Below are 20513 nucleotides of genomic sequence, written 5' to 3' on the forward strand. Positions count from 1 at the left end.
AGATTGCGAAGAATACATGGGTATCAAAGTCAAAAGTATCGGCCTGATCGGTCTGGGCGTACTGGCCGGCATCGGCATGTCGCTGCAGTTCCCGGCCGTGGCGCAGAAGATCACGAATGCCCCGCTGCCGCTCGACGAGCTGCGCCAGTTGTCCGACGTCTTCGGCCTGATCAAGTCCGATTACGTCGAGAAGGTGGAAGACAAGAAACTCTTGACGGAAGCCATTTCCGGCATGGTCTCGTCGCTGGACCCGCACTCCGTCTATCTCGATAAAAATGCCTTCAAGGAAATGCGCGAAAGCGTGCAGGGCAAGTTCGTCGGCATCGGCATCGAAGTGAGCATGGAAGACGGCTACGTGAAAGTCGTCTCGCCCATCGAGGACAGCCCGGCCGCCAAGGCCGGCATCCAGGCGGGCGACCTGATCACCCGTCTCGACAACATTCCGCTGAAGGGCTTGCAGCTGGAAGAGGTCATCAAGAAGATGCGCGGCCAGCCCGGCAGCAAGCTGGTGCTGACGATGTCGCGCAAGGGCGAAAGCAAGCCGCTGGTCTTCCCCATCGTGCGCGAGGAAATCCGCGTGCAAAGCGTGAAGGCCAAGATGGTCGCGCCCGGCTATGCCTGGCTGCGTATCGCCCAGTTCCAGGAACCGACCGTCGACGACATGGTCAAAAAGATCAACGCGCTGTATGCGCAAGACCCCAAGCTCAAGGGCCTGGTGCTGGACTTGCGCAACGATCCCGGCGGTGTCGTGCCGGGCGCCATCGGCGTGGCGACAGCATTTTTGCCCGGCAATTCCGTGATTGTCTCGACCAAGGGCCAGTTGCCCGAGTCGAAACAGGTGTTTTACGGCCGCCGCGAGTTCTATGCGCCGCCCGGTGCCAAGGCCGATCCGCTGGCCAAGCTGCCGGCCGCGCTGAAAACCGTGCCGCTGGTGGTGCTGGTCAATGCCGGCTCCGCGTCCGCCTCGGAAATCGTCGCCGGCGCCTTGCAGGATTACCAGCGCGCCACCGTCATCGGCACGCAGACGTTCGGCAAGGGCTCCGTGCAAACCTTGCGCCAGATCACGGCCGACACGGCCGTCAAGCTGACGACGGCCCGCTACTACACGCCGAAAGGCCGTGCCATCCAGGCGCGCGGCATCGTGCCCGACTTGCTGGTCGATGAAACGGCCGAGGGCGACGGCTGGAACAGCCTGCGCGTGCGCGAGGCGGACCTGGAAAAACACTTGAGCAGCAACGATGGCAAGCCGGAAGTGGCCAAGCCGACGATGGAAGGCATGCAGGATCAATTGGAAGAAGAGCAGCGCCTGATCGCCACGGCGAAAAAGCGCAAGCCGCTCGAATACGGCGCCAAGGACGATTTCCAGCTGCAACAAGCCTTGAACCACTTCCAGGGCTTGCCGGTGCAGCTGGCCAAGGTGGACGCCAAGGTTGAAAAGATCGGCGCCAAGCCGGAAATCGCTTCCGACATCAAGGCCGATGACAAGAAGATTCCTGTGCGGAAGCCTTGATGCTTAACCCAATGCAAAAGCTGGGGGGCAGACGGGGACGCCGAGTCCCGGCGGGTCTGACTCCGTGAACGACAATCAACTGCTGCGCTACTCGCGCCACATCCTGCTTGATCAGATCGGCATCGAAGGCCAGCAAGCCTTGCTCGATGCGCATGTGCTGGTGATCGGCGCGGGCGGGCTCGGCTCGCCGGCGGCCATGTACCTGGCCGCCAGCGGTGTCGGCAAGCTGACCCTGGTCGATGACGACACGGTCGACCTGACCAATCTGCAGCGCCAGATCGCCCACACGACGGCCCGCGTGGGCCAGCCGAAAGTGCTGTCGGCGCGCGAAACCCTGACCGGCATCAATCCCGAGATTGAAATAGTGGCCTTGCAGGAGCGCCTCGACGGCGCGCGCCTGGCCGAACTGGTCTTGTCGTCCACGGTGGTGCTCGACTGCACCGACAACTTCGCCACGCGCCACGCCGTCAACCGCGCCTGCGTGGCGGCCAGGGTGCCGCTGGTGTCGGGCGCCGTGATCCGTTTCGACGGGCAAGTGAGCGTGTTCGACCCGCGCACGGGCACCCAGCCTTGCTATTCCTGCCTGTTTCCGCAGGAGCAGCAGTTCACGGACGAGGCGTGCTCGACCATGGGCGTGTTCGCGCCGCTGGTCGGCGTGGTGGGCGCCATGCAGGCTGCCGAGGCGCTGAAACTGATCATGGGTGCGGGCGAATCGCTGGCCGGACGGCTGCTGCTGCTCGACGGTTTGCACATGGAATGGAGCAGCATGCGCGTCGCGCGCGACCCCGGCTGCGCCGTTTGCGGCAAAGTGGTCTTGCCGGCCTGACAGCCCCCGCAGAAATTTTTCCCTATATGACAGGCTTTGTCATATTTCCGCTTTATACTCTGCTCTCATTACTCACCTTCTTCTCTCTTTCTTATGCAAAACGCAGCAAACCATCCGATACGCCAGCGCCGCGCGCGCGGCTTCACTTTGATCGAAATCATGGTCGTGGTGGTGATCATGGGCATCCTCGCGTCGCTGGTGGTGCCCAAGCTGATCGCCCGCACGGGCGAGTCGAAAGTGGCGGCGGCGAAAGTCGACATCGCCACCGTGATGCAAGCGTTGAAACTGTATCGCCTGGATAACCAGCGCTACCCGACCACCGAGCAGGGCTTGCAGGCGCTGATCGAAAAACCGACCACGGGACCGGCCGCGAATGGCTGGAAAGCGGGCGGCTACCTGGAAAAGATGCCGAAGGATCCATGGGGCAACCCGTACCAGTTCCTGTCGCCAGGCGTGAAAGGCGAAGTTGATCTGATCTCGCTGGGCGCCGACGGCCAGCCCGGCGGTAGCGGCGACGACGCCGATATCGGTTCCTGGGAACTGTAAGTTTTCCATTGCATGCCTGCCATGACCACCGGCCGCGCACTGCACCGGCCACGCGCCAGCGGCTTCACGCTGATCGAGCTGCTGGTGGTGATGGTCATCATCGGCGTCACCCTGGGCCTGGTCTCGCTGAACGCCATGCCGAATGGCCAGCAGGCGCTGCAAAAGGAAGCCGAGCGCATCGCCCTGCTGCTGCAGCTGGCGCGCGATGAAGCCATCGTGCGCAGCCGGCAGGTGGCGTTCGAGGCGGACGAAAATCAATACCGTTTCCTGGTTCTCAATGAAAAGCTGTGGCAACCGGTGACGCAGGACGATTTGCTGCGCGAGCGGGCGTTTGCCAACACGCCCATGCTGCTCAGCGTGCAGCCATCGAGCAGCGTGGCCCAGCCGCTGCGCATCATCTTCGGCCGCGAACCGGTCGACAAGCCTTTCGTGCTGACCCTGGCCAGCGGCGAGCGCAGCGTGGCCATCCGCGCCGACGGCATCGGCCACTTCACGGTCGAGCAATGATGCGGTTCCCATTCCGCCGCCGCCAGCGCGGTTTCACTTTGCTGGAAGTCCTGGTCGCCCTCGTCATCGTCGGCACGGCCCTGGGCGCCTCCTTGCGCGCCGTCGGCAGCCTGACGCAGAACAGCGATGGCTTGCGCAGCGCCATGATGGCTACCTGGTCGGCGGAAAACCATTTGGTGCGCCTGCGCCTGGCGAAGACCTTCCCGCAGACGGGCAAGCGCACGGTCGACTGTCCACAGGGCGATCTGAAACTGATCTGTGAAGAGGAAGTGGTGGCCACGCCGAATCCCCGCATCCGGCAAGTGCGCGTCAACGTGTACGACGTGCAATATCCGGCCCGGCGCATCGTGCGCCTGGTGTTGTTGGCGTTCAACGACTGATGGCGCGCCGCACTGTCCCTGCCGGCGGTTTTACCCTGATCGAGCTGCTCGTGGCGATCGGCATCCTGGCCATGGTCGCCGTGCTGGGCTGGCGCGGCCTGGACAGCATCATGCGCTCGCGCGAAGTGCTGACCAGCCAGCTCGAGCAGGCGCGCGGCATGCAGCTGGCGTTTGCCCAGATGCAGAGCGATTGCGACCACCTGGCCGGCGCCGGCCAGAATGCCAGCCTGCTCAATGGCCGTACCAACTTGACAGCCGAGACCGACCGCCTGACCCTGGTGCGCCTGGCCGCGTCGGAACAGGAGCCGCAGCAGTTGCAAGTGGTCACTTACCGCCTGCGCGGCGGCGTGCTGACGCGGCGCGAGTCGAACGGCACGCGCGATCTGGCCGTGCTCGACACCCTGTGGCAGGCGGCGCGCGACGATACCGATACCTCGAGCGCCGACGTGGCCCTGATGCGCGGCGTCGACAGCATGGTCATGCGCGGCTGGAGCAATGGCGCCTGGAACGTGCTGACGGCGGGCGCCGCCATTTCCACGCAAGTGCCGGGCCTGGAAGTGACCTTGCAGATGCCGGGCCAGGACGCGGGCCTGTCCAAAGTCTTTTTACTGGGGCCGGGATGAGGACTTTTACACGTCCCTCGCGCCAGCGCGGCGTGGCCGTCATCACGGCCCTGCTGCTGACGGCGCTGGCGATTACCGTCGTTGCCAGCCTGTTCTGGCAGCAGCAGGTGCAGGTGCGCTCGATGGAAAACCAGCGTTTGCGCCTGCAGACGCAGTGGGCCATGCGCGGCATGGTCGACTTTGCCCGTTTCTGGCTGCGCCAGGATAATGTCACGCTGACGGCGCTTGACGGCGTCTGGGCCACGCCCATCGAGGAAGCGCGGCTTGACGATTATGTGGACCGCGAAAAGGTCGATACGGAAAAATTCGACGCCACCGTCTCGGGCCGCGCGCTCGATGCGCAGGCGCGTTTCAATATCACCAACCTGGCCGCCGCCACGGGGATTGTCAGCCAGCCCAACGTGCAGGCCTACCAGCGGCTGCTGTCCAACTTGCAGCTCGATAGTTCCCTGGCGCAGGCGACGGCCGATGCCGTGCTGCGCGCGCGGCCGAAACCGCGCACTGCCGACAGCGGCGCCGACGGCAAGACGCCCTCCGCCACGCCCGCATCGGGCGGCAGCAGCGAACCGGTGGCGTTCACGCAGGTCGAGGATTTGCTGGCCGTGCCCGGCTATACGCCGCAGATGATCGAGAAACTGCGCGACTTTATCATCGTGCTGCCGAAACCGACTGCGGTGAACGTGAATACGGCACCGGCCGAGGTGCTGTCGGCCGTCACCGACATGTCCGTGTCCGAGGCCAGCGCCCTGACCTTGAGCAACCCGCGTAAAAAGTTTGTCGATAGGCTAAATTTCCAGAATAATATCAATGGCAAGAAACCGATCGACGGCGTGGAGATCGATGTAAAAAGTCAGTACTTCCTCACCGTGATCCGCGTGCGCCTGGACCGCGCCGCGCTCGATGCGCAGGCACTGGTGTGGCGCGAGCCGAATCCGCAGCGCACCACCAGCCTGGTCTGGTTGCGGGAAAATTAACAGCTGAAAGCGAGTCACTTTGACAATATTGTATATCCGTCACCCGGCCAAGGCGTCCACCGACAGCGCGCCCGCCTGCTCCTTCGTGCTGGCTGGCGACGGCGGCGCCCTGCTGCAGCAGGGCAGCGCGCCGCTGGGCAGCCTGGGCCAGCTGATCGCCGGCGCGCAGCGGGTGGTGCTGCTGCTGGCGGCGGCCGACGTGACCCTGCTGCGCCTGAAAACCCCGCCGCTGGCTGGCGCCCGCTTGCGTGCGGCCCTGCCGGGCCTGGTGGAAGAACACATCCTTGGCGACGCCCAGGATTGCCTGCTGGCTGCCGGCGCGCCCGACGCGTCCGGCATGCGCACGGTGGCCGTGGCGCAGCGCGCCTGGGCCGAGGTCCTCGTGAAAGCCTTGCTGGCCCAGGGCGCGCGCAAGGTGGCGCTGCTGCCATCGCAGCTGTGCCTGCCCTTGCAGCCGGGCAGCGTGACGGCCGCCCTGCAGGCCAGCGGCGATGGCCTGGAACTGGCCTTGCGCCAGGCGCCGCAAGAGGGCCTGGGCCTCGTATTGCCGGCCCAGCCGCAGCAGGCACTGCTGACGACGCGCGCGTTTGCCGGCGACGTGCCGCTGACGGTCTATGTGGCGCAGGCCGAGCTGGCGCAGTATCAACAGCTGGCCGCTAGCATGGATGGCGTGACGGTGGAGCTGGATCACTGGGCGCACTGGATCGCCGGCGCCAAGGGCGCGGGGCTGGATCTGGCCGGCGCCCTGGGCACGGCGACGGGGGCGGCGGCCGACTGGCGCCGCTGGCGCTGGCCCATCCGCCTGGCGCTGCTGACGGTGGCGGTCAACCTGGCCGGCATGAATATCGAATGGATGCGCTTGAAGCGCGAAGCCGCCACCGTGCGCACCTCGATGCAGCAAACCTTCAAGGCCGCGTATCCGAACGAAGTGCCCGTGTATGGGCTGGAAGCGGAACAGATGCGGCGCAATATCGCCGCCGCCCGCCTGCAAAGCGGGCAAGCCAGCATGGATGATTTCACGAGCATGAGCGCGGCCCTGGGCGAGGCGCTGGGTGGCCTGGCCGGGCGCGGCGTGGTGGCGTCGCTGGAATACCGCGAGCGCAGCCTGATCGTCACGCTGAAACCGGACATGGTCGACGCCAGCGCCCAGGCGCAGGTGCGCGATGGCCTGGCCGCGCGCAAGCTGGCCTTGAATGAAACGGCGCCGGGCGTGTGGAAGATCACGCCGGCCACGGGAGCAAAAGCATGAGTGCAGCATTGAACAAGGTCCGCGCCGCGCTGACTTGCCAGGAACAGAACCTGCAGGCGTTCTGGACGGAGCGTACGCAGCAGGAGCGCAAGCTGCTGGCCATCGGCGGCGTGGTGGCGGGGCTGGCTCTCGTCTACGCGGTGTTTTTCGAGCCCGCCTGGACGGGCCGCATCGCCTTGCAAAAGAGCTTGCCCGAGCTGCGCCAGAACGCGGCCCAATTGCAGGCGCTGGCCCGTGAAGCGGGCGAGCTGGCGCGCCAGGCACCCGTGCAGGTGGCTCCCATGGCCCGTGAAAGCCTCGACGCTTCGCTGAAAGCGCGCGGCCTGGCGCCGCAATCGCTGTCGCTGACGGGAGAGTACGCGCGCGTGCAATTGACCGGCGTGCCGTTCGTCAGCGTCATGCTGTGGCTCGATGGCTTGCGCCGCGAAGGCCGCGTGGCCGTGCAGGAAGCGAAGATCACGGCGCAGGGCAAGGCGGGCTTGGTCGACGCCAGCCTGACCCTGCACCAGAGCCCGGGCGCGGCACGATGATGCGCCTGCTTGGCTGGCTGCTGGCCATCATCGTCAGCGTCTGCGTCACCCTGCTGGTGTTTTTCCCGGCCAGCTGGGTCGCTGGCATCGTGGAAAAGCAGACGGGCGGACGTTTGACCTTGGGCGACGCGCAAGGTACCCTGTGGCGCGGCTCGGCCTTTATCGGCGGGGCGGCCAGCGCGAATGGCGCCGTGACGCCGCTGCTGCCGGGGCGTTTCAGCTGGCGCATTTCGCCCTCGGTGCTGTGGGGATCGGCGGACGTGGAACTGCAGAACCCGCAGGCGCTGTCGCAGCCGGTGAACCTGCGCGGCTCGTGGTCGCACTGGCAAGTGAGCCCGGCGGCCCTGCTGCTGCCGGCAGATGGCCTCGGCGGCCTGGGCGCACCATTGAATACCGTGGCGCCGACGGGCAGCATGCGCCTGTCGTGGAGCACCCTGCAGCTGGCCCTGGAGCAGCGGCAGTTTTCCGCCGTCGGCCGCACCACCTTGCAGATGACGGACATGGCGTCGCGCCTGTCGTCCTTGCGTCCGCTGGGCAGCTACGAGCTCGATTTCGATTGGCAGGGGCAGCAGGCGACATTGACACTGCGCTCCATCAAGGGACCGCTGCTGCTTGACGGCAGCGGCAGCCTGCAACAGGGGCGCATGCAGTTTTCCGGCCAGGCCCAGGCCGCAGCAGGATATGAAGAGACCTTGGCGAGTTTGTTGAATTTGCTGGGACAGCGCCGTAGCAATAGCGAAAAAAACATCATCGCCTTAGAGTTCAGACAATGAAAAAACCATCCGTGAGCCCCATTACCTCCTCCTTCTCGCTGCGCCGCCTGTCGGCCGCCGCCTTGCTGTGCTGTTCCGTGGCCGGCATGCCGGCACCCGTATGGGCCGCGCCCGGCGATGAAGCGGCGCTCAATTTCGTCGGCGCCGACATCGAATCGGTGATCAAGGCGGTGGGCCATTACACCAACATCAATTTCGTCATCGACCCGCGCGTCAAGGGCACGATCACCCTGGTGTCGGAAAAATCGATCAGCAAGACGCAGGCGTTCGGGCTGCTGGCCTCCGCGCTGCGCCTGCAAGGCTATGCGGTGGTCTCCGGCGACGGCTATGCGAAAGTGGTGCCGGAAGCGGACGCCAAGCTGCAATCCGTGCCGACCCAGGTGGGCAATGGCGCCAGCCAGGTGAAGGGCGACCAGATCGCCACCCAGGTGTTTTACCTGAACTACGAATCGTCGGCCAACCTGCTGGCCGTGCTGCGCCCCTTGATCTCGCCGAACAACACGATCAACGCCAACCCGGGCAACAACTCGCTGGTGATCACCGATTACGCGGATAACCTCAAGCGCCTGGCGAAGATCATCGCCGCGCTGGACGTGCCCGCGTCGACTGACCTGGACGTGATCCCCGTGCGCTATGCCATCGCGTCCGACCTGGCCTCGATGGTGAACAAGTTGATGGAAGGCGGCAATGCGGGCGGCGCCGCAGGGGCCGACGCGGGCAAGGTGTCCGTGCTGGCCGACCCGCGCACCAATTCGCTGGTGCTGCGCGCGCCATCGGCGGCGCGCGCCAACCTGGCCAAGTCGCTGATCTCGAAGCTGGACCAGCCCACCACGCAGCTGGGCAACGTGCACGTGGTGTACCTGAAAAACGCGGACGCCACGAAGCTGGCGCAGACCCTGCGCTCGGTGGTGACGTCGGACGGCACGGCCGCGTCGGCGCAGCAGGGCAATACCAGCAACGCCGCCACGAATAACCAGATCAACCAGAACAACAGCGGCATGAACAGCACTGGCCTGGGCGGCAATACGCAAAGCGGCACCACGGGCGGCGCATCGCTGAACAACGGGCCGCAGCAGCTGTCGTCGGGCGGCGCGGCTGGCTTCATCCAGGCCGACGCATCGACGAATACCCTGATCCTGACCTGCAACGAAGCCGTCTACCGCAACCTGCGCGCCGTGATCGACCAGCTCGACGTGCGCCGCGCGCAGGTCTACATCGAGGCGCTGATCGTCGAAGTGACGTCGTCCAAGGCCTCGGAATTCGGCGTGCAGTGGCTGGGGCTTTCCGGCGACAGCGGCAGCAACTACCGCGTGGGCGCGTTGCAATCGTTCGCTTCGGGCACCAGCAACAACATCGCCGCCATCGCCACGGGCGGCGGCAAGGTCTTGCCGACGGGCGGCCTGACGGTCGGCATCTTCAAGCAGATCAACGGCGCGCTGGGCCTGGGCGCCGTGGCGCATGCGCTGGAATCGGACGGCAATGCCAACATCCTGTCGACGCCGAACCTGATCACCCTGGACAATGAACTGGCGACCATCAAGGTGGGCCAGAACGTGCCTATCCTGACGGGCCAGTACACGAGCACGGCCGGCACCAACACGAATCCGTTCCAGACCATCGACCGCAAGGAAGTGGGCCTGACCCTGAAGGTGCGTCCGCAGATTTCCGAGGGCGGCACGATCAAGCTGGGCATCTATCACGAGACGTCGAGCGTGGACAAATCCACGGCGGCCGCCGTCAGCGGCATCACCATCAACAACCGCGTGATCGAAAACAATGTGCTGGCCGACGATGGCCAGATCATCGTGCTCGGCGGCCTGATCGAGGACAGCACGGGCGACAACGCGGAAAAAGTACGCGGCCTGGGCGACATCCCCCTGATCGGCAACCTGTTCAAGTACCAGACGCGCGAGCGCAAGAAAACCAATCTGATGATCTTCCTGCGCCCCGTCATCGTGCGTAACAAGGAGCAGAGCGGCAGTCTGGCGGCCGACCGCTATGACTACATGCGTTCGGCCGAGACGGCCGCCGTGCCGGCCACGGGCAACCTGATGCTGAAAGACCTGGGCACGCCGGTACTGCCTGCCTTGCAGGATGGCCAGCCCGTGGGCGGCAGCATGGTGACGCGTCCCGTGCCGCCGGCACCGACGCCGCCGCCAGGCGCGCCGGCCAACGCGGCCACGCCGCCGCAGCCGCTGCTGCAGCAATACCAGCAGCAGCAATTGCCGCAACAGCAGAAGTGATGGGGCAGTCATGAGCAATCTGCTTCCCTACGCCTACGCGCGCGATTTCGGCTTGCTGGCCCGGCCGGGCGCCGTCGACGGCGCCCCCGTCGAAGTGCTGGTGGCCGCATCGACGGCGCCGGCGGCCATTGCCGAAGTGTCGCGCCGTTTCGGCCAGATCCAGCTGACGGTCTTGCCGCGCGGCGAACTCGATGCGGCCATTGCCGGCGCCTACGCGGGCGGCGGCGGCGACGCGTCGCAGATGGCCGATGAATTCGACGCCGACCTCGATCTCACCAAGCTGCTGCAGGACGTGCCGGCCATCGAGGACTTGCTTGAATCGTCCGACGACGCGCCCGTCATCCGTATGATCAACGCGCTGCTCACGCAGGCGCTGCGCGAAGGCGCGTCCGACATCCACATCGAGCCGTTCGAGCAGACGTCCGTCGTGCGTTTCCGCATCGACGGCAGCCTGCGCGACGTCGTGCGTCCCCGTAAAGCCATCCATGGCTCGCTGATTTCGCGCATCAAGATCATGGCGCAGCTCGACATCGCGGAAAAACGCTTGCCGCAGGACGGCCGCATCACCCTGCGCGTGGGCGGCAAACCCGTCGACGTGCGCGTCTCGACCCTGCCCACGGGGCATGGCGAACGGGCCGTATTGCGTTTGCTGGACAAGGAAGCGGGCCGCCTCGACCTGCAGCACCTGGGCATGAGCGCGCCCATGCTGGCGCAGTTCGATGGCCTGATCACGCAGCCGCACGGCATCGTGCTCGTCACGGGCCCCACCGGTTCGGGCAAGACGACGACCTTATATGCAGCGCTGTCGATGCTCAACGCCACCACCACGAATATCCTGACGGTGGAAGACCCGATCGAGTACGACCTGGCCGGTGTCGGCCAGACGCAGGTCAACCCGCGCATCGACATGACGTTTGCCAAGGCGCTGCGGGCGATTCTGCGGCAAGATCCGGACGTGATCATGATCGGCGAGATCCGCGACCTGGAAACGGCGCAGATCGCCGTGCAGGCATCGCTGACGGGCCATCTGGTGCTGGCGACTTTGCACACGAACGACGCCTCGGCGGCCGTCACGCGCTTGCTCGACATGGGCATCGAGCCGTTCCTGCTGTCGTCGTCGCTCCTGGGCGTGCTGGCGCAGCGCCTGGTGCGCAAATTGTGCGGCTCCTGCAAGACCTTCGACGGCCAGTATTGGCAGGCGGTCGGCTGCGAGCATTGCGGCCAGACGGGCTACCAGGGCCGCGTGGGCGTGTACGAATTGCTGCGCACGACGGAGCAGATCCGCGCGCAGATCCACAACCGCGCGTCGGAGGCGGAAGTGCGCACGGTGGCCCTGCAGGACGGCATGCTGAGCATGCGCGACGACGGAGAACGCTGGCTGCGCGACGGCACCACCACGCAGGCAGAATTGCTGCGCGTGACCAAAGACTAGGCCCGCCACCATGCCCGCATTCCGCTATGAAGCCGTCGACGCCCAGGGCGCCACCCGCAAGGGCGTGCTCAATGCCGACAGTCCCCGTTCCGCGCGCGCCGAGCTGCGCGTGCAAGGCCTGGTGCCGCTGGCCGTCGAGCCGATCGCCGCGCAGGTCGACGCCGCCGGCGTGACCAAGCGGCGCGGCTTCGGCGAGCGTTTGTCCAGCACCGAGCTGGCCCTGTTTACGCGCCAGCTGGCCAGTTTGCTCGAAGCGGGCCTGCCGCTGGAGCAGGCGTTTTCCGCGCTGCTGGAACAGGCCGAGCGGCCCTATCTGCGCGACCTGATCGCCTCGATCCGTTCGGAAGTGATCGGCGGCGCCGCGTTTTCCGACGTGCTGGCGCGCCATCCGCGCGATTTCGCCGAGATCTATCGGGCGCTGGTGGCGTCGGGCGAGCAGATCGGCCATTTGTCGCGCGTGCTCTCGCGCCTGGCCGACTATATCGAGCGGCGCAATGCGCTGGTGCAGAAGGTCAAGCTGGCCTTTACGTATCCGGCCATCGTCACGGTGGTGGCGTTTTCCATCGTGATCTTCCTGCTTACCTACGTGGTGCCGCAGATCGTCTCTGTTTTCGCCAATACCAAGCAGAAGCTGCCCATGCTCACCGTGATCATGCTGGCGCTGTCGGACTTCGTGCGCAACTATGGCATCGTCGTGGCCATTGCCCTGATCGGTGCCTGGTTCGCCTGGCGCCGCGCACTGCAGCAGCCGGCCCTGAAACGGCGCTGGCATACCTGGCTGCTGACGGCGCCCCTGTACGGCAAGTTCGAACGCAGCCTGAACACGGCGCGCTTTGCCAGCACCCTGGCCATCACCACGGGGTCCGGCGTGCCGATCCTGCGTGCGCTCGACACGAGCCGCGACACCTTGACCAACGTGGCGATGCAGGAACTGGTGCAGGAGGCCAGCGGCGCCGTGCGCGAGGGCGTCAGCCTGGCGCGCGCGCTGTCGGCGCAAAAGCATTTTCCACCGATGCTGATCCACATGATACGCGCGGGCGAAATCACGGGCGAGCTGCCGGCCATGCTGGAACGCGCCGCCAGCGCGCAGGAGCAGGACCTGGAACGCCGCACGCTCACCATCGCCGGCCTGCTGGAGCCGGCCCTGATCCTGGCCATGGGCGTGGTGGTGCTGCTGATCGTGCTGGCCGTGCTGATGCCGATTATCGAAATCAATCAGCTCGTCAGATAAGAAACCCAAGGAAGCCATGAAGCGTTTGCCTCAATTTACAAGTTTGCTCGCCGTCGTGGCGCTGTCCGTCTCGCTGGCCTATTGGGCCATGCAGCTGTTCAAGGCGCCGCAGCGCCCCATCAATCCACCGGCCGTACCGGTGGTGCAGGATGCCAGCGTGGAGGCGGGCGCCTCGCTGTTCGGCGGCCAGGTCAGCGTGGCCACGGCCAGCAATTACCAGCTCAAGGGTGTGGTGGCCGCCCGCAATGGCCGCGGCAGCGTGGCCATCATCTCGACCGATGGCAAGCCGTCCGTGGCCTTGCCGGAAGGCGCCGAGGTGGTGCCCGGCGTGACGGTGCTGGAAGTGCATGCGCGCCACGTGCTGCTGCGCGATGGCGGCGTGAGCAAGCGCATCGACCTGGTGGCCGACGACAAGGCGCTGGCCTTGCCGGGGCCAGTGTCCGCCACCCCAACGCCGGCACCGGCCCCGGCGCCGGCATCGAATCTGGTGCCGCCGCCGCTGCCGATGGAGCAGCAGCGTCCCGCTACCGTCATGCCGGCCGCGCCGCAGGTGACCACCACCAGCACGCCGCCGTCGAATTAACGCCGTTCTTATCGTATTTTGCCGATGGCGCCGTGCCGCCATCGCGACTGGAGTCTTCATGTTCTCGATCCGTGCCGTCCTGGCGGGCTGCGTGGCGGCGCTGTGCGCCTTGCCGCAAGCCGGCGCCGCAGCCGACGTTCCCGCCGTCACGCCTTCCCCTGGTTCCACCGTGGCCATTCCTGCCCCCGCGCCGGCCCGCCCGCGCATCGCTCTCGTGCTGTCGGGCGGCGGCGCGCGCGGCCTCGCGCATATCGGCGTCTTGAAAGTGCTGCAGGAGTTGCACGTGCCGATCGACATGGTGGTGGGCACCAGCATGGGCGGCGTGGTCGGCGGCGCGTATGCGGCCGGCGCTTCCGTGGCGGACCTGGAAAAGATGGCGCGCGACACGAACTGGGCGCGCGTGGTGGCCGACCGGCCGCCGCGCGACGAACTGGCGTTCCGCCGCCGCGAGGAAGATTTGCTGCTGCCGTCGCGCATCGAGTTTGGCACCAGCCGCAACGGCATTTCCACGCCGCCGGCGGCGGCCAGCAATGCGGCGCTGGAAATGGCCCTGAACCGGCTGCTGCCGGCCGGCATGCGCGACCGGCCAGCCAGCCAGCTGCCCTTGCCCTTCCGCTCGGTGGCGTCGGACCTGGTCAATGGCGAACTGGTGGAACTGGTCGACACCCCTTTGTTCCTGTCGATGCGCGCCTCGCTGGCCGTGCCGGGCGTGTTCGCGCCCGTGCGCGTGAATAACCGGCTGGTGGTCGATGGGGGCCTGGTGCGCAACCTGCCCGTCGACATGGCGCGCGCCATGGGCGCGGACGTCATCATCGCCGTCAACGTGGGTACGCCGCTGGCGCCGGAAAAAGAGCTGGGCAGCGCCATCGGCGTGGCGCAGCAGATGCTGCAGATCCTCACGGAGCAGAACGTGCAGCGCTCGCTCAAGGAGCTGCAATCGCAGGATATCCTCGTGGCGCCCGACCTGACGGGCGTCAGTTTCCTCGACTTTGAAAACTATGCGCGCGCCATGCGCGCCGGCGAACAGGCGGCGCAGGCCTTGGCCGCCCGCCTGGCGCCGCTGGCCCTGCCGCCGGAGCAGTATGCGGCGCGCGAGCAGCTGCGCCTGGCGGCGCCGGCCCTGCTGGACGTGGCCCTGCCGCTCACGCGCCTGGCGGTGGAGAGCGAAGGCGATATCAATCCGCGCATCCTGCAGGCCCAATCGGGCCTGGTGGAAGGGCAGCCGGTCAGTCAGGAAGATGTGCTGAAGGCGGCAGCCAGGCTGTATGGCCGTGGCGACGTGGCGCGCGTGGAGACGGAAGTGGTCGACGCGGGCGACCAGCGCACGGTCAACATCAAGGCGGTCGAAGCGCCATGGGCCAGCAACCGGCTGCGCGTGGGCCTGGAAATGGCCAGCGATTTCAGGGACAGCAATACCTTTGCCCTGAAATTGCTGCACGTGCGCTCGAACCTGAACAGCTGGGGCGGCGAATTGCGCAGCATGGCGCAGATCGGCAATGAGCGCGGTTATGGCGTGCAGTTCTGGCAGCCGCTGGGGGCCGGCAACCCGTGGTATATAGCGCCGGAACTGCAGTACAGCTCGTCGGCGATGGATTTGTTCGACAAGGGCCGGCGCAGCTCCCGCGTGACATATAACGGCCAGACGGCGGCGCTGGTACTGGGACGCCAGTTCGGTACCTGGGGCGATCTGCGGTTTGGCGTCACGCGCACGGAGGTCAAGGGCAGGCTGGCGATTCCGGCCGATCCTACGCTGCCGGAATCGCGCGCACTGGGCACCACGCAGTTTGTGCAGCTCCGCATCGATACGCTCGATTCACCGGGTTTCCCCACGCGCGGCATGCTGGTGGACGCCACCTGGACGCGCGATTCGAGCACGGGGTCGGGCGAAGCGGCCCTGGGCCGCTCTTCCATCACCGGCATGCAGGCTTTTAGCCGCGGCAACTGGGCCGGCCATGTGTATGGCGAATGGGCGCGCGCGCAGCGCGGCGAGGCGCCGCTCAGCCTGGGCGGCTTCCTGCGCCTGTCCGGCACGCAGTTCGAGTCGGTGACGGGACGCAGCGTGGCCCTGGCGCGCTTCGTGATGGCGCGCCGCATCGGTTCCCTGCCCAGCACCCTGGGCGGCGCCGTGCGGGCCGGCTTTTCGCTGGAGATGGGCGGCGGCTTCGATCAGAGCGAGCGCTGGAAATCGACCAAGTTCACGCAAGCGAGCAGCGCCTTCATTTCCGTCGATACGCGCTTCGGTCCCGTGTACGTGGCCTCGGGCGCATCGAAGGGCGGCGAGAGCACGTTTTATCTGTTCCTGGGACCGGTCTGGTAGGGAGTCGCCGGGGCGGCCGACGCCGAGCTGCGGCGCAGGGCCGTGAAGGCGGCAAATTCCCATGAGCGGAAACCCAGCAGCAGGGTAAAGCCATCGCGCTCGGCGGGTGCCAGGCGCCGATCGTTCTGGTGCAACCGCGCCAGTTCCTCGGCCAGCTGGCGGATCTTCTGCACCAGCTCCTGCGCACTCGACAGCGACAGGCGCGCCGGAATGCACATCAGGGTCTCGCCGGCGCCGTCGAAATGCCCGCTGAAGTAATCGGCCACCACGTGTTCGCGGAAGTACTGCTGCACCGGGCCGTCGGCCAGCCAGTGGAAGGCGTTCGAGACGCGCAGGCTGTAGCGGTTCAGCGGCTTGAGTTCGATCAAGCCCAGTCGATCCAGTTCGGCCAGGCAGCCGATGCATTCGGCCTGCGTCAGCGCATACGTTTCCACCACCTGCTCCAGGCTCCAGTGGCCGAGGCAGCAGATCGCCACCAGCAGCAGGCGCGGATGCGCCACCAGCGATTTTTCCTGCACCAGGGTGAGCGTGTCGGCATGCGGCGTGATGTCGGCCGCGCCGCGCAGCACGTCTTCCATGGCGATGCCCGAGGCCTTGCAGATCAGGGCCAGGCGCGACAGCGACATGTCGTGCTGGCCAAACATGCGCTTGACGCTCGACTCGCTCATGCCGATGCGTTCGGCCAATACCTTGTACGTGATGCCGGCGGCGCGCAGTTGGGTGCGCAGCACGCGCAAAACCAGTTCAGGTGAACTCACGGGATATCCTTTTTTACAAGTTTGGTAGCGGGTGACGGTACCGAATGTAGCCGTTAATGGCACTTTGCACAAGGTGATAGTACTTTTTGGCAAAAGCGATGACACTCCCGCTTGTGGCTCGCGCAGCGCGCTACAACCAGGCAATCCATCCACTTGTAGAGGTTATCCATGTTCCCATCTTTCCGTTTCCCCGCAGCGCTGCTGGCGCTGGCCACCATCGCTCCCCTGCATGCCAACGCAGCCGAAGCTGCACCGGGTCCCATCTATGCGGGCGCCAGCTATGGCTTTCGCGCCAGTAGCGGCCTCGATTGCATCGCCGGACAAAGCGATTGCGACAAAAGCAGCAAGCGCAATGGCAAGGCCTACGTGGGTTACAGTTTCGACGCGCTGCCGTTTCAGGGCGGCGTGGCCGTGCCTTCGATTGAACTGGTGGGGTACATGGGTGGCGAGGTCAAGTCCGGCTTCGACACGGACGCGGGCAAGCGCGCTGGCCGCGGCAAGTTCTCGGGCCTCGGCATGCAGGGCGTGCTCGGCTACCAGTTTGACGCGTTTACATTGAGCGGCCGCGCTGGTGCGGCCTACACGCAGGGCAAGGTCGATTATCTGGGCGGCGGTTCGGACAAGAAGAGCAAGATCGGCCTGACCTACGGCCTTGGCGCGGCGTATGCGCTGAACAAGAACTGGTCGCTGCACCTCGACTGGGACCGCGTGCCCGTCAAGTACAACAGCAAGCAAACGACCAAGGTCGACATGTTTTCGCTGGGCGCGTCCTACCGTTTCTAAGGGGATGATGCCGCGGCAGAGAGTGGCCTGATGGCGGACGCCCTGTAAAAAGGGGTGTCCGCGGGCGGCCTATTTGTCCGTTTCTACTTTCAACAGCAGTTTCGCCAGCAGGCGTTTTTCCTGCTGGCGCTGGCCTGATACGGTTTTCACGTGCGCTCCGGCGGCGCGCTGCAGGGCTGCAGTGGCGACCGGGTTGCGCGGTTTTTGCGAGGGCTCGACGCGGAACTGCATTTTCTGCCGCGTCGCCAATGCCTTGTTTGCCATCGGTTTCCCCCCTCTTTCTTACAGCACGTAGCGCGACAGGTCCTCGTTGACCGACAGCGCTTCCAGGCGTTCATTGACGTACGCGGCATCGATCACCAGCAGGTTTTCCGAACTGCTGCTGCCTTCGCTGGCCGTAAACGACACTTCTTCCAGCAGCTTTTCCATCACCGTGTGCAGGCGGCGCGCGCCGATGTTTTCCGTGCGCTCGTTAACCGAATAGGCGATTTCCGCCAGGCGCGTGATGCCTTCCGGCGCGAACTGCAGTTTCAGGTTTTCCGTCGCAAGCAAGGCTTCGTACTGCATCGTCAGGCAGGCGTCGGTGCTCGTCAAGATGCGCTCGAAGTCCGAGATCGACAGCGATTCCAGCTCCACGCGGATGGGGAAGCGCCCTTGCAGTTCCGGGATCAGGTCCGACGGCTTCGACAGGTGGAACGCGCCCGAGGCGATGAACAGGATGTGGTCCGTGCGTATCATGCCGTACTTGGTGTTGACGGTCGTGCCCTCGACCAGCGGCAGCAGGTCGCGCTGCACGCCCGCGCGCGAGACGTCGGCGCCGCCCGACTCCGAACGCGAGGCGATCTTGTCGATCTCGTCCAGGAAGACGATGCCGTTCTGCTCGACGTTCTGGATGGCCTTCTGTTTCAGCTCATCTTCGTTGAGCAGCTTGGCCGCTTCTTCCTCGACCAGCAGTTTCAAGGCTTCCTTGATCTTGACCTTGCGCGCCTTCTTGCGCTGCGCGCCCACGCCCGAGAACATGGACTTGATCTGTTCCGTCATTTCTTCCATGCCTGGCGGCGCCATGATTTCCATCTGCGGGCCTGCCTCGGCCAGCTCGATCTCGATTTCCTTGTCATCGAGCTCGCCCTGGCGCAAGCGCTTGCGGAAGGTCTGGCGCGTGCTGTCGCCGCTGCCGCCCGCATCCACGGCCGCGGCCGTATTCGGCGTGAAGCCGAAGTCGCGCGCCGGCGGCACGAGAATGTCGATCACGCGGTCTTCGGCCGCATCTTCGGCGCGTGCGCGCACTTTCTTCATTTCCAGCGCGCGCGTCTGCTTGATGCCGATGTCGATCAGGTCGCGGATGATGGTGTCGACATCGCGGCCCACATAACCGACTTCGGTAAACTTGGTCGCTTCGATCTTGATGAACGGCGCCTCGGCCAGCTTGGCCAGGCGGCGCGCGATTTCCGTCTTGCCGACGCCCGTGGGGCCGATCATGAGGATATTTTTTGGCGTGATTTCATGTCGCAGGGGCTCGGCCACCTGCTGGCGGCGCCAGCGGTTGCGCAGGGCGATGGCGACGGCGCGCTTGGCCTTGGCCTGGCCCACCACGTGCTTGTCGAGTTCAGTGACGATTTCCGACGGGGTCATGTTCATGATCATAATTGGCTTTCCATTCTGTGCTCGGGGACGCTTAGTCGAGCGTCTCGATAATGTGGGACATGTTCGTGTAAATGCACAGCTCGGCGGCGATGGTCAGCGATTTCTTGACCACGTCGGCCGGCGACAAGTCCGTGTTTTCCTGCAACGCCTTGGCGGCCGACTGGGCGTAGGTGCCGCCCGAGCCGATGGCGCCGATGCCGTCTTCCGGTTCCAGCACGTCGCCATTGCCCGTGATGACCAGGGTCGACTCGCTGTCGGCCACCAGCAGCATCGCTTCCAGGCGGCGCAGCACGCGGTCGGTGCGCCAGTCCTTGGCCAGTTCGACGGAGGCGCGCAGCAGATTGCCCTGGTGTTTTTCCAGCTTGCCTTCAAAGCGGTCGAGCAAGGTAAAAGCGTCGGCGGTGCCGCCGGCAAAGCCGACCAGGACTTTGCCCTGATACAACTTACGCACTTTGCGGGCCGTGCCCTTCATGACGATGTTGCCGAGCGTTACCTGGCCGTCGCCGCCCAGGGCGACTTGCTTGCCGCGCCGGACGCAGAGGATGGTGGTGCCGTGAAATTGTTCCATAGTGACCTCAAAAGATTCGTGCCGATGCGTGCAAGGCCATGCGATTGCGCGCCCATGCTTCAAAAGTGGGGATGGAAAAGGCAATTGCAAGCGGCACTTGCCGCTGCCGTGCTTGCTTCAGTGTAGTCGGCGCGGGACGAAAAAAAAGCACGCAACCGGGGTTGTGTGCTTTTTTTATCGCCATCACGGGGCCGCCGGGGCGGCCGCGCAAGGGGAGGGGCGATCAGTCGCCGTAGAGTTTTTGCTTCAGTTCGCGCCGTTGCTGGGCTTCCAGCGACAGGGTGGCGGTCGGACGGGCGATCAGGCGCGGGATGCCGATAGGCTCGCCCGTTTCTTCGCACCAGCCATAGTCGCCGGCGTCGATGCTGGCGATCGATTGTTGTACTTTCTTCAGCAATTTTCGCTCGCGGTCGCGCGTGCGCAGTTCCAGCGCATGCTCTTCCTCGATCGTGGCGCGGTCGGCAGGGTCCGGTACGAGCACGGTTTCACGCAAGTGTTCCGTGGTTTCGCCGGCGTTTTTCAGCAGGTCTTTTTCGAGCTGCTGCAGGCGCGCCTTGAAGAATGCCAGTTGTGCCGGATTCATGTAGTCATCTTCGCTCATGGCGCGAATTTGATCTTCGCTGATGAGAGGGATGTCTTGGTTGGCGGCCGGGGTCGATTTATTAGTTTTGGTCATAACTTCGCTTACCTTCGATACGACAGAGTTTTCAAATTGATCAGTTGATGCGGCGATACCGAGCAACTGTACAGGTTCCGCTTGGCATTGCTGTCCCGCTGTACTGCGTGCGACCTTGGCTTGCCGGCGTAAGCCAGGATTACCGGCCGGCTAAGGTGCCATGTTGATAACTTTTTACCGCTCTATGCCAGTCGCGCTATGCGCGCGTCAACAGGCGTGTTGGGTGGATCGGTTGCATGCCTGGCATGCGGCCAGCGGCAGTTTGCCAGCATTTCATGACAGGCTAACGACATGGGCCGTTTTCGTCGCTGATTTTGGCACGCTTTGCTTTATATTGCCATCCCGATTTGTTGACTAGCC

The 20513-nt window shown here is 65.2% G+C and carries 21 protein-coding genes; 16 read left to right on the forward strand and 5 right to left on the reverse strand.

The features are described 5' to 3' along the window. Positions 1-16 precede the first annotated feature (16 nt). The 15 genes from JAB6_RS22060 (at position 17) to JAB6_RS22130 (ending at position 15724) form a co-directional block, all read left to right on the forward strand. Positions 17-1510: a S41 family peptidase gene (locus JAB6_RS22060; RefSeq protein ID WP_070304512.1), complete on the forward strand. Its 1494-nt coding sequence runs from the start codon at positions 17-19 to the stop codon at positions 1508-1510. Between the two features lie 64 nt (positions 1511-1574). Continuing rightward, the gene (locus tag JAB6_RS22065; protein WP_070304513.1) at positions 1575-2336 is read left to right on the forward strand and encodes a molybdopterin-synthase adenylyltransferase MoeB; all 762 of its coding nucleotides are present in this window, start codon (positions 1575-1577) and stop codon (positions 2334-2336) included. Between the two features lie 93 nt (positions 2337-2429). Continuing rightward, complete coding sequence (gspG, locus tag JAB6_RS22070) at positions 2430-2882, forward strand: type II secretion system major pseudopilin GspG (protein ID WP_058051125.1); 453 nt, start codon at positions 2430-2432, stop codon at positions 2880-2882. Positions 2883-2894: 12 nt separating this feature from the next. After that, positions 2895-3389, forward strand: coding sequence for a GspH/FimT family pseudopilin (locus tag JAB6_RS22075; protein WP_070304514.1), 495 nt, complete (start codon positions 2895-2897; stop codon positions 3387-3389). Further along, a complete protein-coding gene (gspI, locus tag JAB6_RS22080) occupies positions 3386-3769 on the forward strand; it encodes a type II secretion system minor pseudopilin GspI (RefSeq protein WP_070304515.1) in 384 nt (127 codons plus the stop codon). Before JAB6_RS22075 ends, gspI begins: the two co-directional genes overlap by 4 nt. Further along, positions 3769-4392 carry a type II secretion system protein J gene (locus JAB6_RS22085; protein WP_070304516.1) on the forward strand — a complete coding sequence of 208 codons (624 nt, stop codon included), beginning with the start codon at positions 3769-3771 and terminating at the stop codon, positions 4390-4392. Before gspI ends, JAB6_RS22085 begins: the two co-directional genes overlap by 1 nt. Continuing rightward, positions 4389-5366: a type II secretion system minor pseudopilin GspK gene (gene gspK / locus JAB6_RS22090; RefSeq protein WP_070304517.1), complete on the forward strand. Its 978-nt coding sequence runs from the start codon at positions 4389-4391 to the stop codon at positions 5364-5366. The genes JAB6_RS22085 and gspK overlap by 4 nt, the downstream gene beginning before the upstream one ends. 19 nt (positions 5367-5385) lie before the next feature. After that, complete coding sequence (gene gspL, locus JAB6_RS22095; protein ID WP_070304518.1) at positions 5386-6615, forward strand: type II secretion system protein GspL; 1230 nt, start codon at positions 5386-5388, stop codon at positions 6613-6615. Next, a complete protein-coding gene (gene gspM, locus JAB6_RS22100; RefSeq protein ID WP_070304519.1) occupies positions 6612-7145 on the forward strand; it encodes a type II secretion system protein GspM in 534 nt (177 codons plus the stop codon). Before gspL ends, gspM begins: the two co-directional genes overlap by 4 nt. Further along, positions 7142-7918, forward strand: coding sequence for a type II secretion system protein N (locus JAB6_RS22105; RefSeq protein ID WP_034753051.1), 777 nt, complete (start codon positions 7142-7144; stop codon positions 7916-7918). The genes gspM and JAB6_RS22105 overlap by 4 nt, the downstream gene beginning before the upstream one ends. After that, positions 7915-10161: a type II secretion system secretin GspD gene (gspD, locus tag JAB6_RS22110; RefSeq protein WP_034753053.1), complete on the forward strand. Its 2247-nt coding sequence runs from the start codon at positions 7915-7917 to the stop codon at positions 10159-10161. Before JAB6_RS22105 ends, gspD begins: the two co-directional genes overlap by 4 nt. Before the next feature lie 10 nt (positions 10162-10171). Further along, positions 10172-11593 carry a type II secretion system ATPase GspE gene (gene gspE / locus JAB6_RS22115; protein WP_034753054.1) on the forward strand — a complete coding sequence of 474 codons (1422 nt, stop codon included), beginning with the start codon at positions 10172-10174 and terminating at the stop codon, positions 11591-11593. A gap of 10 nt (positions 11594-11603) precedes the next feature. Further along, positions 11604-12824, forward strand: a complete 1221-nt coding sequence (gene gspF / locus JAB6_RS22120) for a type II secretion system inner membrane protein GspF (protein WP_070304520.1) — start codon at positions 11604-11606, stop codon at positions 12822-12824. Positions 12825-12840: 16 nt separating this feature from the next. After that, a complete protein-coding gene (locus JAB6_RS22125) occupies positions 12841-13407 on the forward strand; it encodes a type II secretion system protein N (protein ID WP_070304521.1) in 567 nt (188 codons plus the stop codon). Between the two features lie 58 nt (positions 13408-13465). Further along, entirely contained in the window at positions 13466-15724 is a 2259-nt protein-coding gene (locus tag JAB6_RS22130; protein ID WP_070304522.1) for a patatin-like phospholipase family protein, read from the forward strand. Here JAB6_RS22130 and JAB6_RS22135 read toward each other — a convergent pair. Continuing rightward, positions 15697-16482, reverse strand: coding sequence for a helix-turn-helix transcriptional regulator (locus JAB6_RS22135; protein ID WP_070304523.1), 786 nt, complete (start codon positions 16480-16482; stop codon positions 15697-15699). The genes JAB6_RS22130 and JAB6_RS22135 overlap by 28 nt on opposite strands. A gap of 168 nt (positions 16483-16650) precedes the next feature. Here JAB6_RS22135 and JAB6_RS22140 point away from each other — a divergent pair, with 168 nt between their 5' ends. Then, complete coding sequence (locus JAB6_RS22140) at positions 16651-17265, forward strand: outer membrane protein (RefSeq protein ID WP_070304524.1); 615 nt, start codon at positions 16651-16653, stop codon at positions 17263-17265. A gap of 69 nt (positions 17266-17334) precedes the next feature. Here JAB6_RS22140 and JAB6_RS22145 read toward each other — a convergent pair whose 3' ends face one another. The 4 genes from JAB6_RS22145 to dksA form a co-directional block, all read right to left on the reverse strand. Beyond that, positions 17335-17529, reverse strand: a complete 195-nt coding sequence (locus JAB6_RS22145; protein WP_034753063.1) for a hypothetical protein — start codon at positions 17527-17529, stop codon at positions 17335-17337. Between the two features lie 18 nt (positions 17530-17547). Beyond that, positions 17548-18903, reverse strand: coding sequence for an ATP-dependent protease ATPase subunit HslU (hslU, locus tag JAB6_RS22150; protein WP_070304591.1), 1356 nt, complete (start codon positions 18901-18903; stop codon positions 17548-17550). Between the two features lie 37 nt (positions 18904-18940). Further along, complete coding sequence (hslV, locus tag JAB6_RS22155; RefSeq protein ID WP_034753065.1) at positions 18941-19477, reverse strand: ATP-dependent protease subunit HslV; 537 nt, start codon at positions 19475-19477, stop codon at positions 18941-18943. Positions 19478-19700: 223 nt separating this feature from the next. Further along, positions 19701-20153 carry an RNA polymerase-binding protein DksA gene (gene dksA / locus JAB6_RS22160; protein ID WP_034753066.1) on the reverse strand — a complete coding sequence of 151 codons (453 nt, stop codon included), beginning with the start codon at positions 20151-20153 and terminating at the stop codon, positions 19701-19703. Positions 20154-20513: the final 360 nt, after the last annotated feature.

Origin of the sequence: Janthinobacterium sp. HH104 (assembly GCF_001758715.1) — a bacterium.
GTDB classification, from domain to species: domain Bacteria; phylum Pseudomonadota; class Gammaproteobacteria; order Burkholderiales; family Burkholderiaceae_D; genus Janthinobacterium; species Janthinobacterium aestuarii.

Excerpts from the sequence above, each read along its gene's own strand:
- JAB6_RS22060 (WP_070304512.1), top strand. The coding sequence starts at position 17 with ATGGGTATCAAAGTCAAAAGTATCGGCCTGATCGGTCTGGGCGTACTG.
- gspG (WP_058051125.1), top strand. The coding sequence starts at position 2,430 with ATGCAAAACGCAGCAAACCATCCGATACGCCAGCGCCGCGCGCGCGGC.
- JAB6_RS22075 (WP_070304514.1), top strand. The coding sequence starts at position 2,895 with ATGCCTGCCATGACCACCGGCCGCGCACTGCACCGGCCACGCGCCAGC.
- gspI (WP_070304515.1), top strand. The coding sequence starts at position 3,386 with ATGATGCGGTTCCCATTCCGCCGCCGCCAGCGCGGTTTCACTTTGCTG.
- JAB6_RS22085 (WP_070304516.1), top strand. The coding sequence starts at position 3,769 with ATGGCGCGCCGCACTGTCCCTGCCGGCGGTTTTACCCTGATCGAGCTG.
- gspK (WP_070304517.1), top strand. The coding sequence starts at position 4,389 with ATGAGGACTTTTACACGTCCCTCGCGCCAGCGCGGCGTGGCCGTCATC.
- gspM (WP_070304519.1), top strand. The coding sequence starts at position 6,612 with ATGAGTGCAGCATTGAACAAGGTCCGCGCCGCGCTGACTTGCCAGGAA.
- JAB6_RS22105 (WP_034753051.1), top strand. The coding sequence starts at position 7,142 with ATGATGCGCCTGCTTGGCTGGCTGCTGGCCATCATCGTCAGCGTCTGC.
- gspD (WP_034753053.1), top strand. The coding sequence starts at position 7,915 with ATGAAAAAACCATCCGTGAGCCCCATTACCTCCTCCTTCTCGCTGCGC.
- gspE (WP_034753054.1), top strand. The coding sequence starts at position 10,172 with ATGAGCAATCTGCTTCCCTACGCCTACGCGCGCGATTTCGGCTTGCTG.
- gspF (WP_070304520.1), top strand. The coding sequence starts at position 11,604 with ATGCCCGCATTCCGCTATGAAGCCGTCGACGCCCAGGGCGCCACCCGC.
- JAB6_RS22125 (WP_070304521.1), top strand. The coding sequence starts at position 12,841 with ATGAAGCGTTTGCCTCAATTTACAAGTTTGCTCGCCGTCGTGGCGCTG.
- JAB6_RS22130 (WP_070304522.1), top strand. The coding sequence starts at position 13,466 with ATGTTCTCGATCCGTGCCGTCCTGGCGGGCTGCGTGGCGGCGCTGTGC.
- JAB6_RS22140 (WP_070304524.1), top strand. The coding sequence starts at position 16,651 with ATGTTCCCATCTTTCCGTTTCCCCGCAGCGCTGCTGGCGCTGGCCACC.
- JAB6_RS22145 (WP_034753063.1), bottom strand. The coding sequence starts at position 17,529 with ATGGCAAACAAGGCATTGGCGACGCGGCAGAAAATGCAGTTCCGCGTC.
- hslU (WP_070304591.1), bottom strand. The coding sequence starts at position 18,903 with ATGAACATGACCCCGTCGGAAATCGTCACTGAACTCGACAAGCACGTG.
- hslV (WP_034753065.1), bottom strand. The coding sequence starts at position 19,477 with ATGGAACAATTTCACGGCACCACCATCCTCTGCGTCCGGCGCGGCAAG.
- dksA (WP_034753066.1), bottom strand. The coding sequence starts at position 20,153 with ATGACCAAAACTAATAAATCGACCCCGGCCGCCAACCAAGACATCCCT.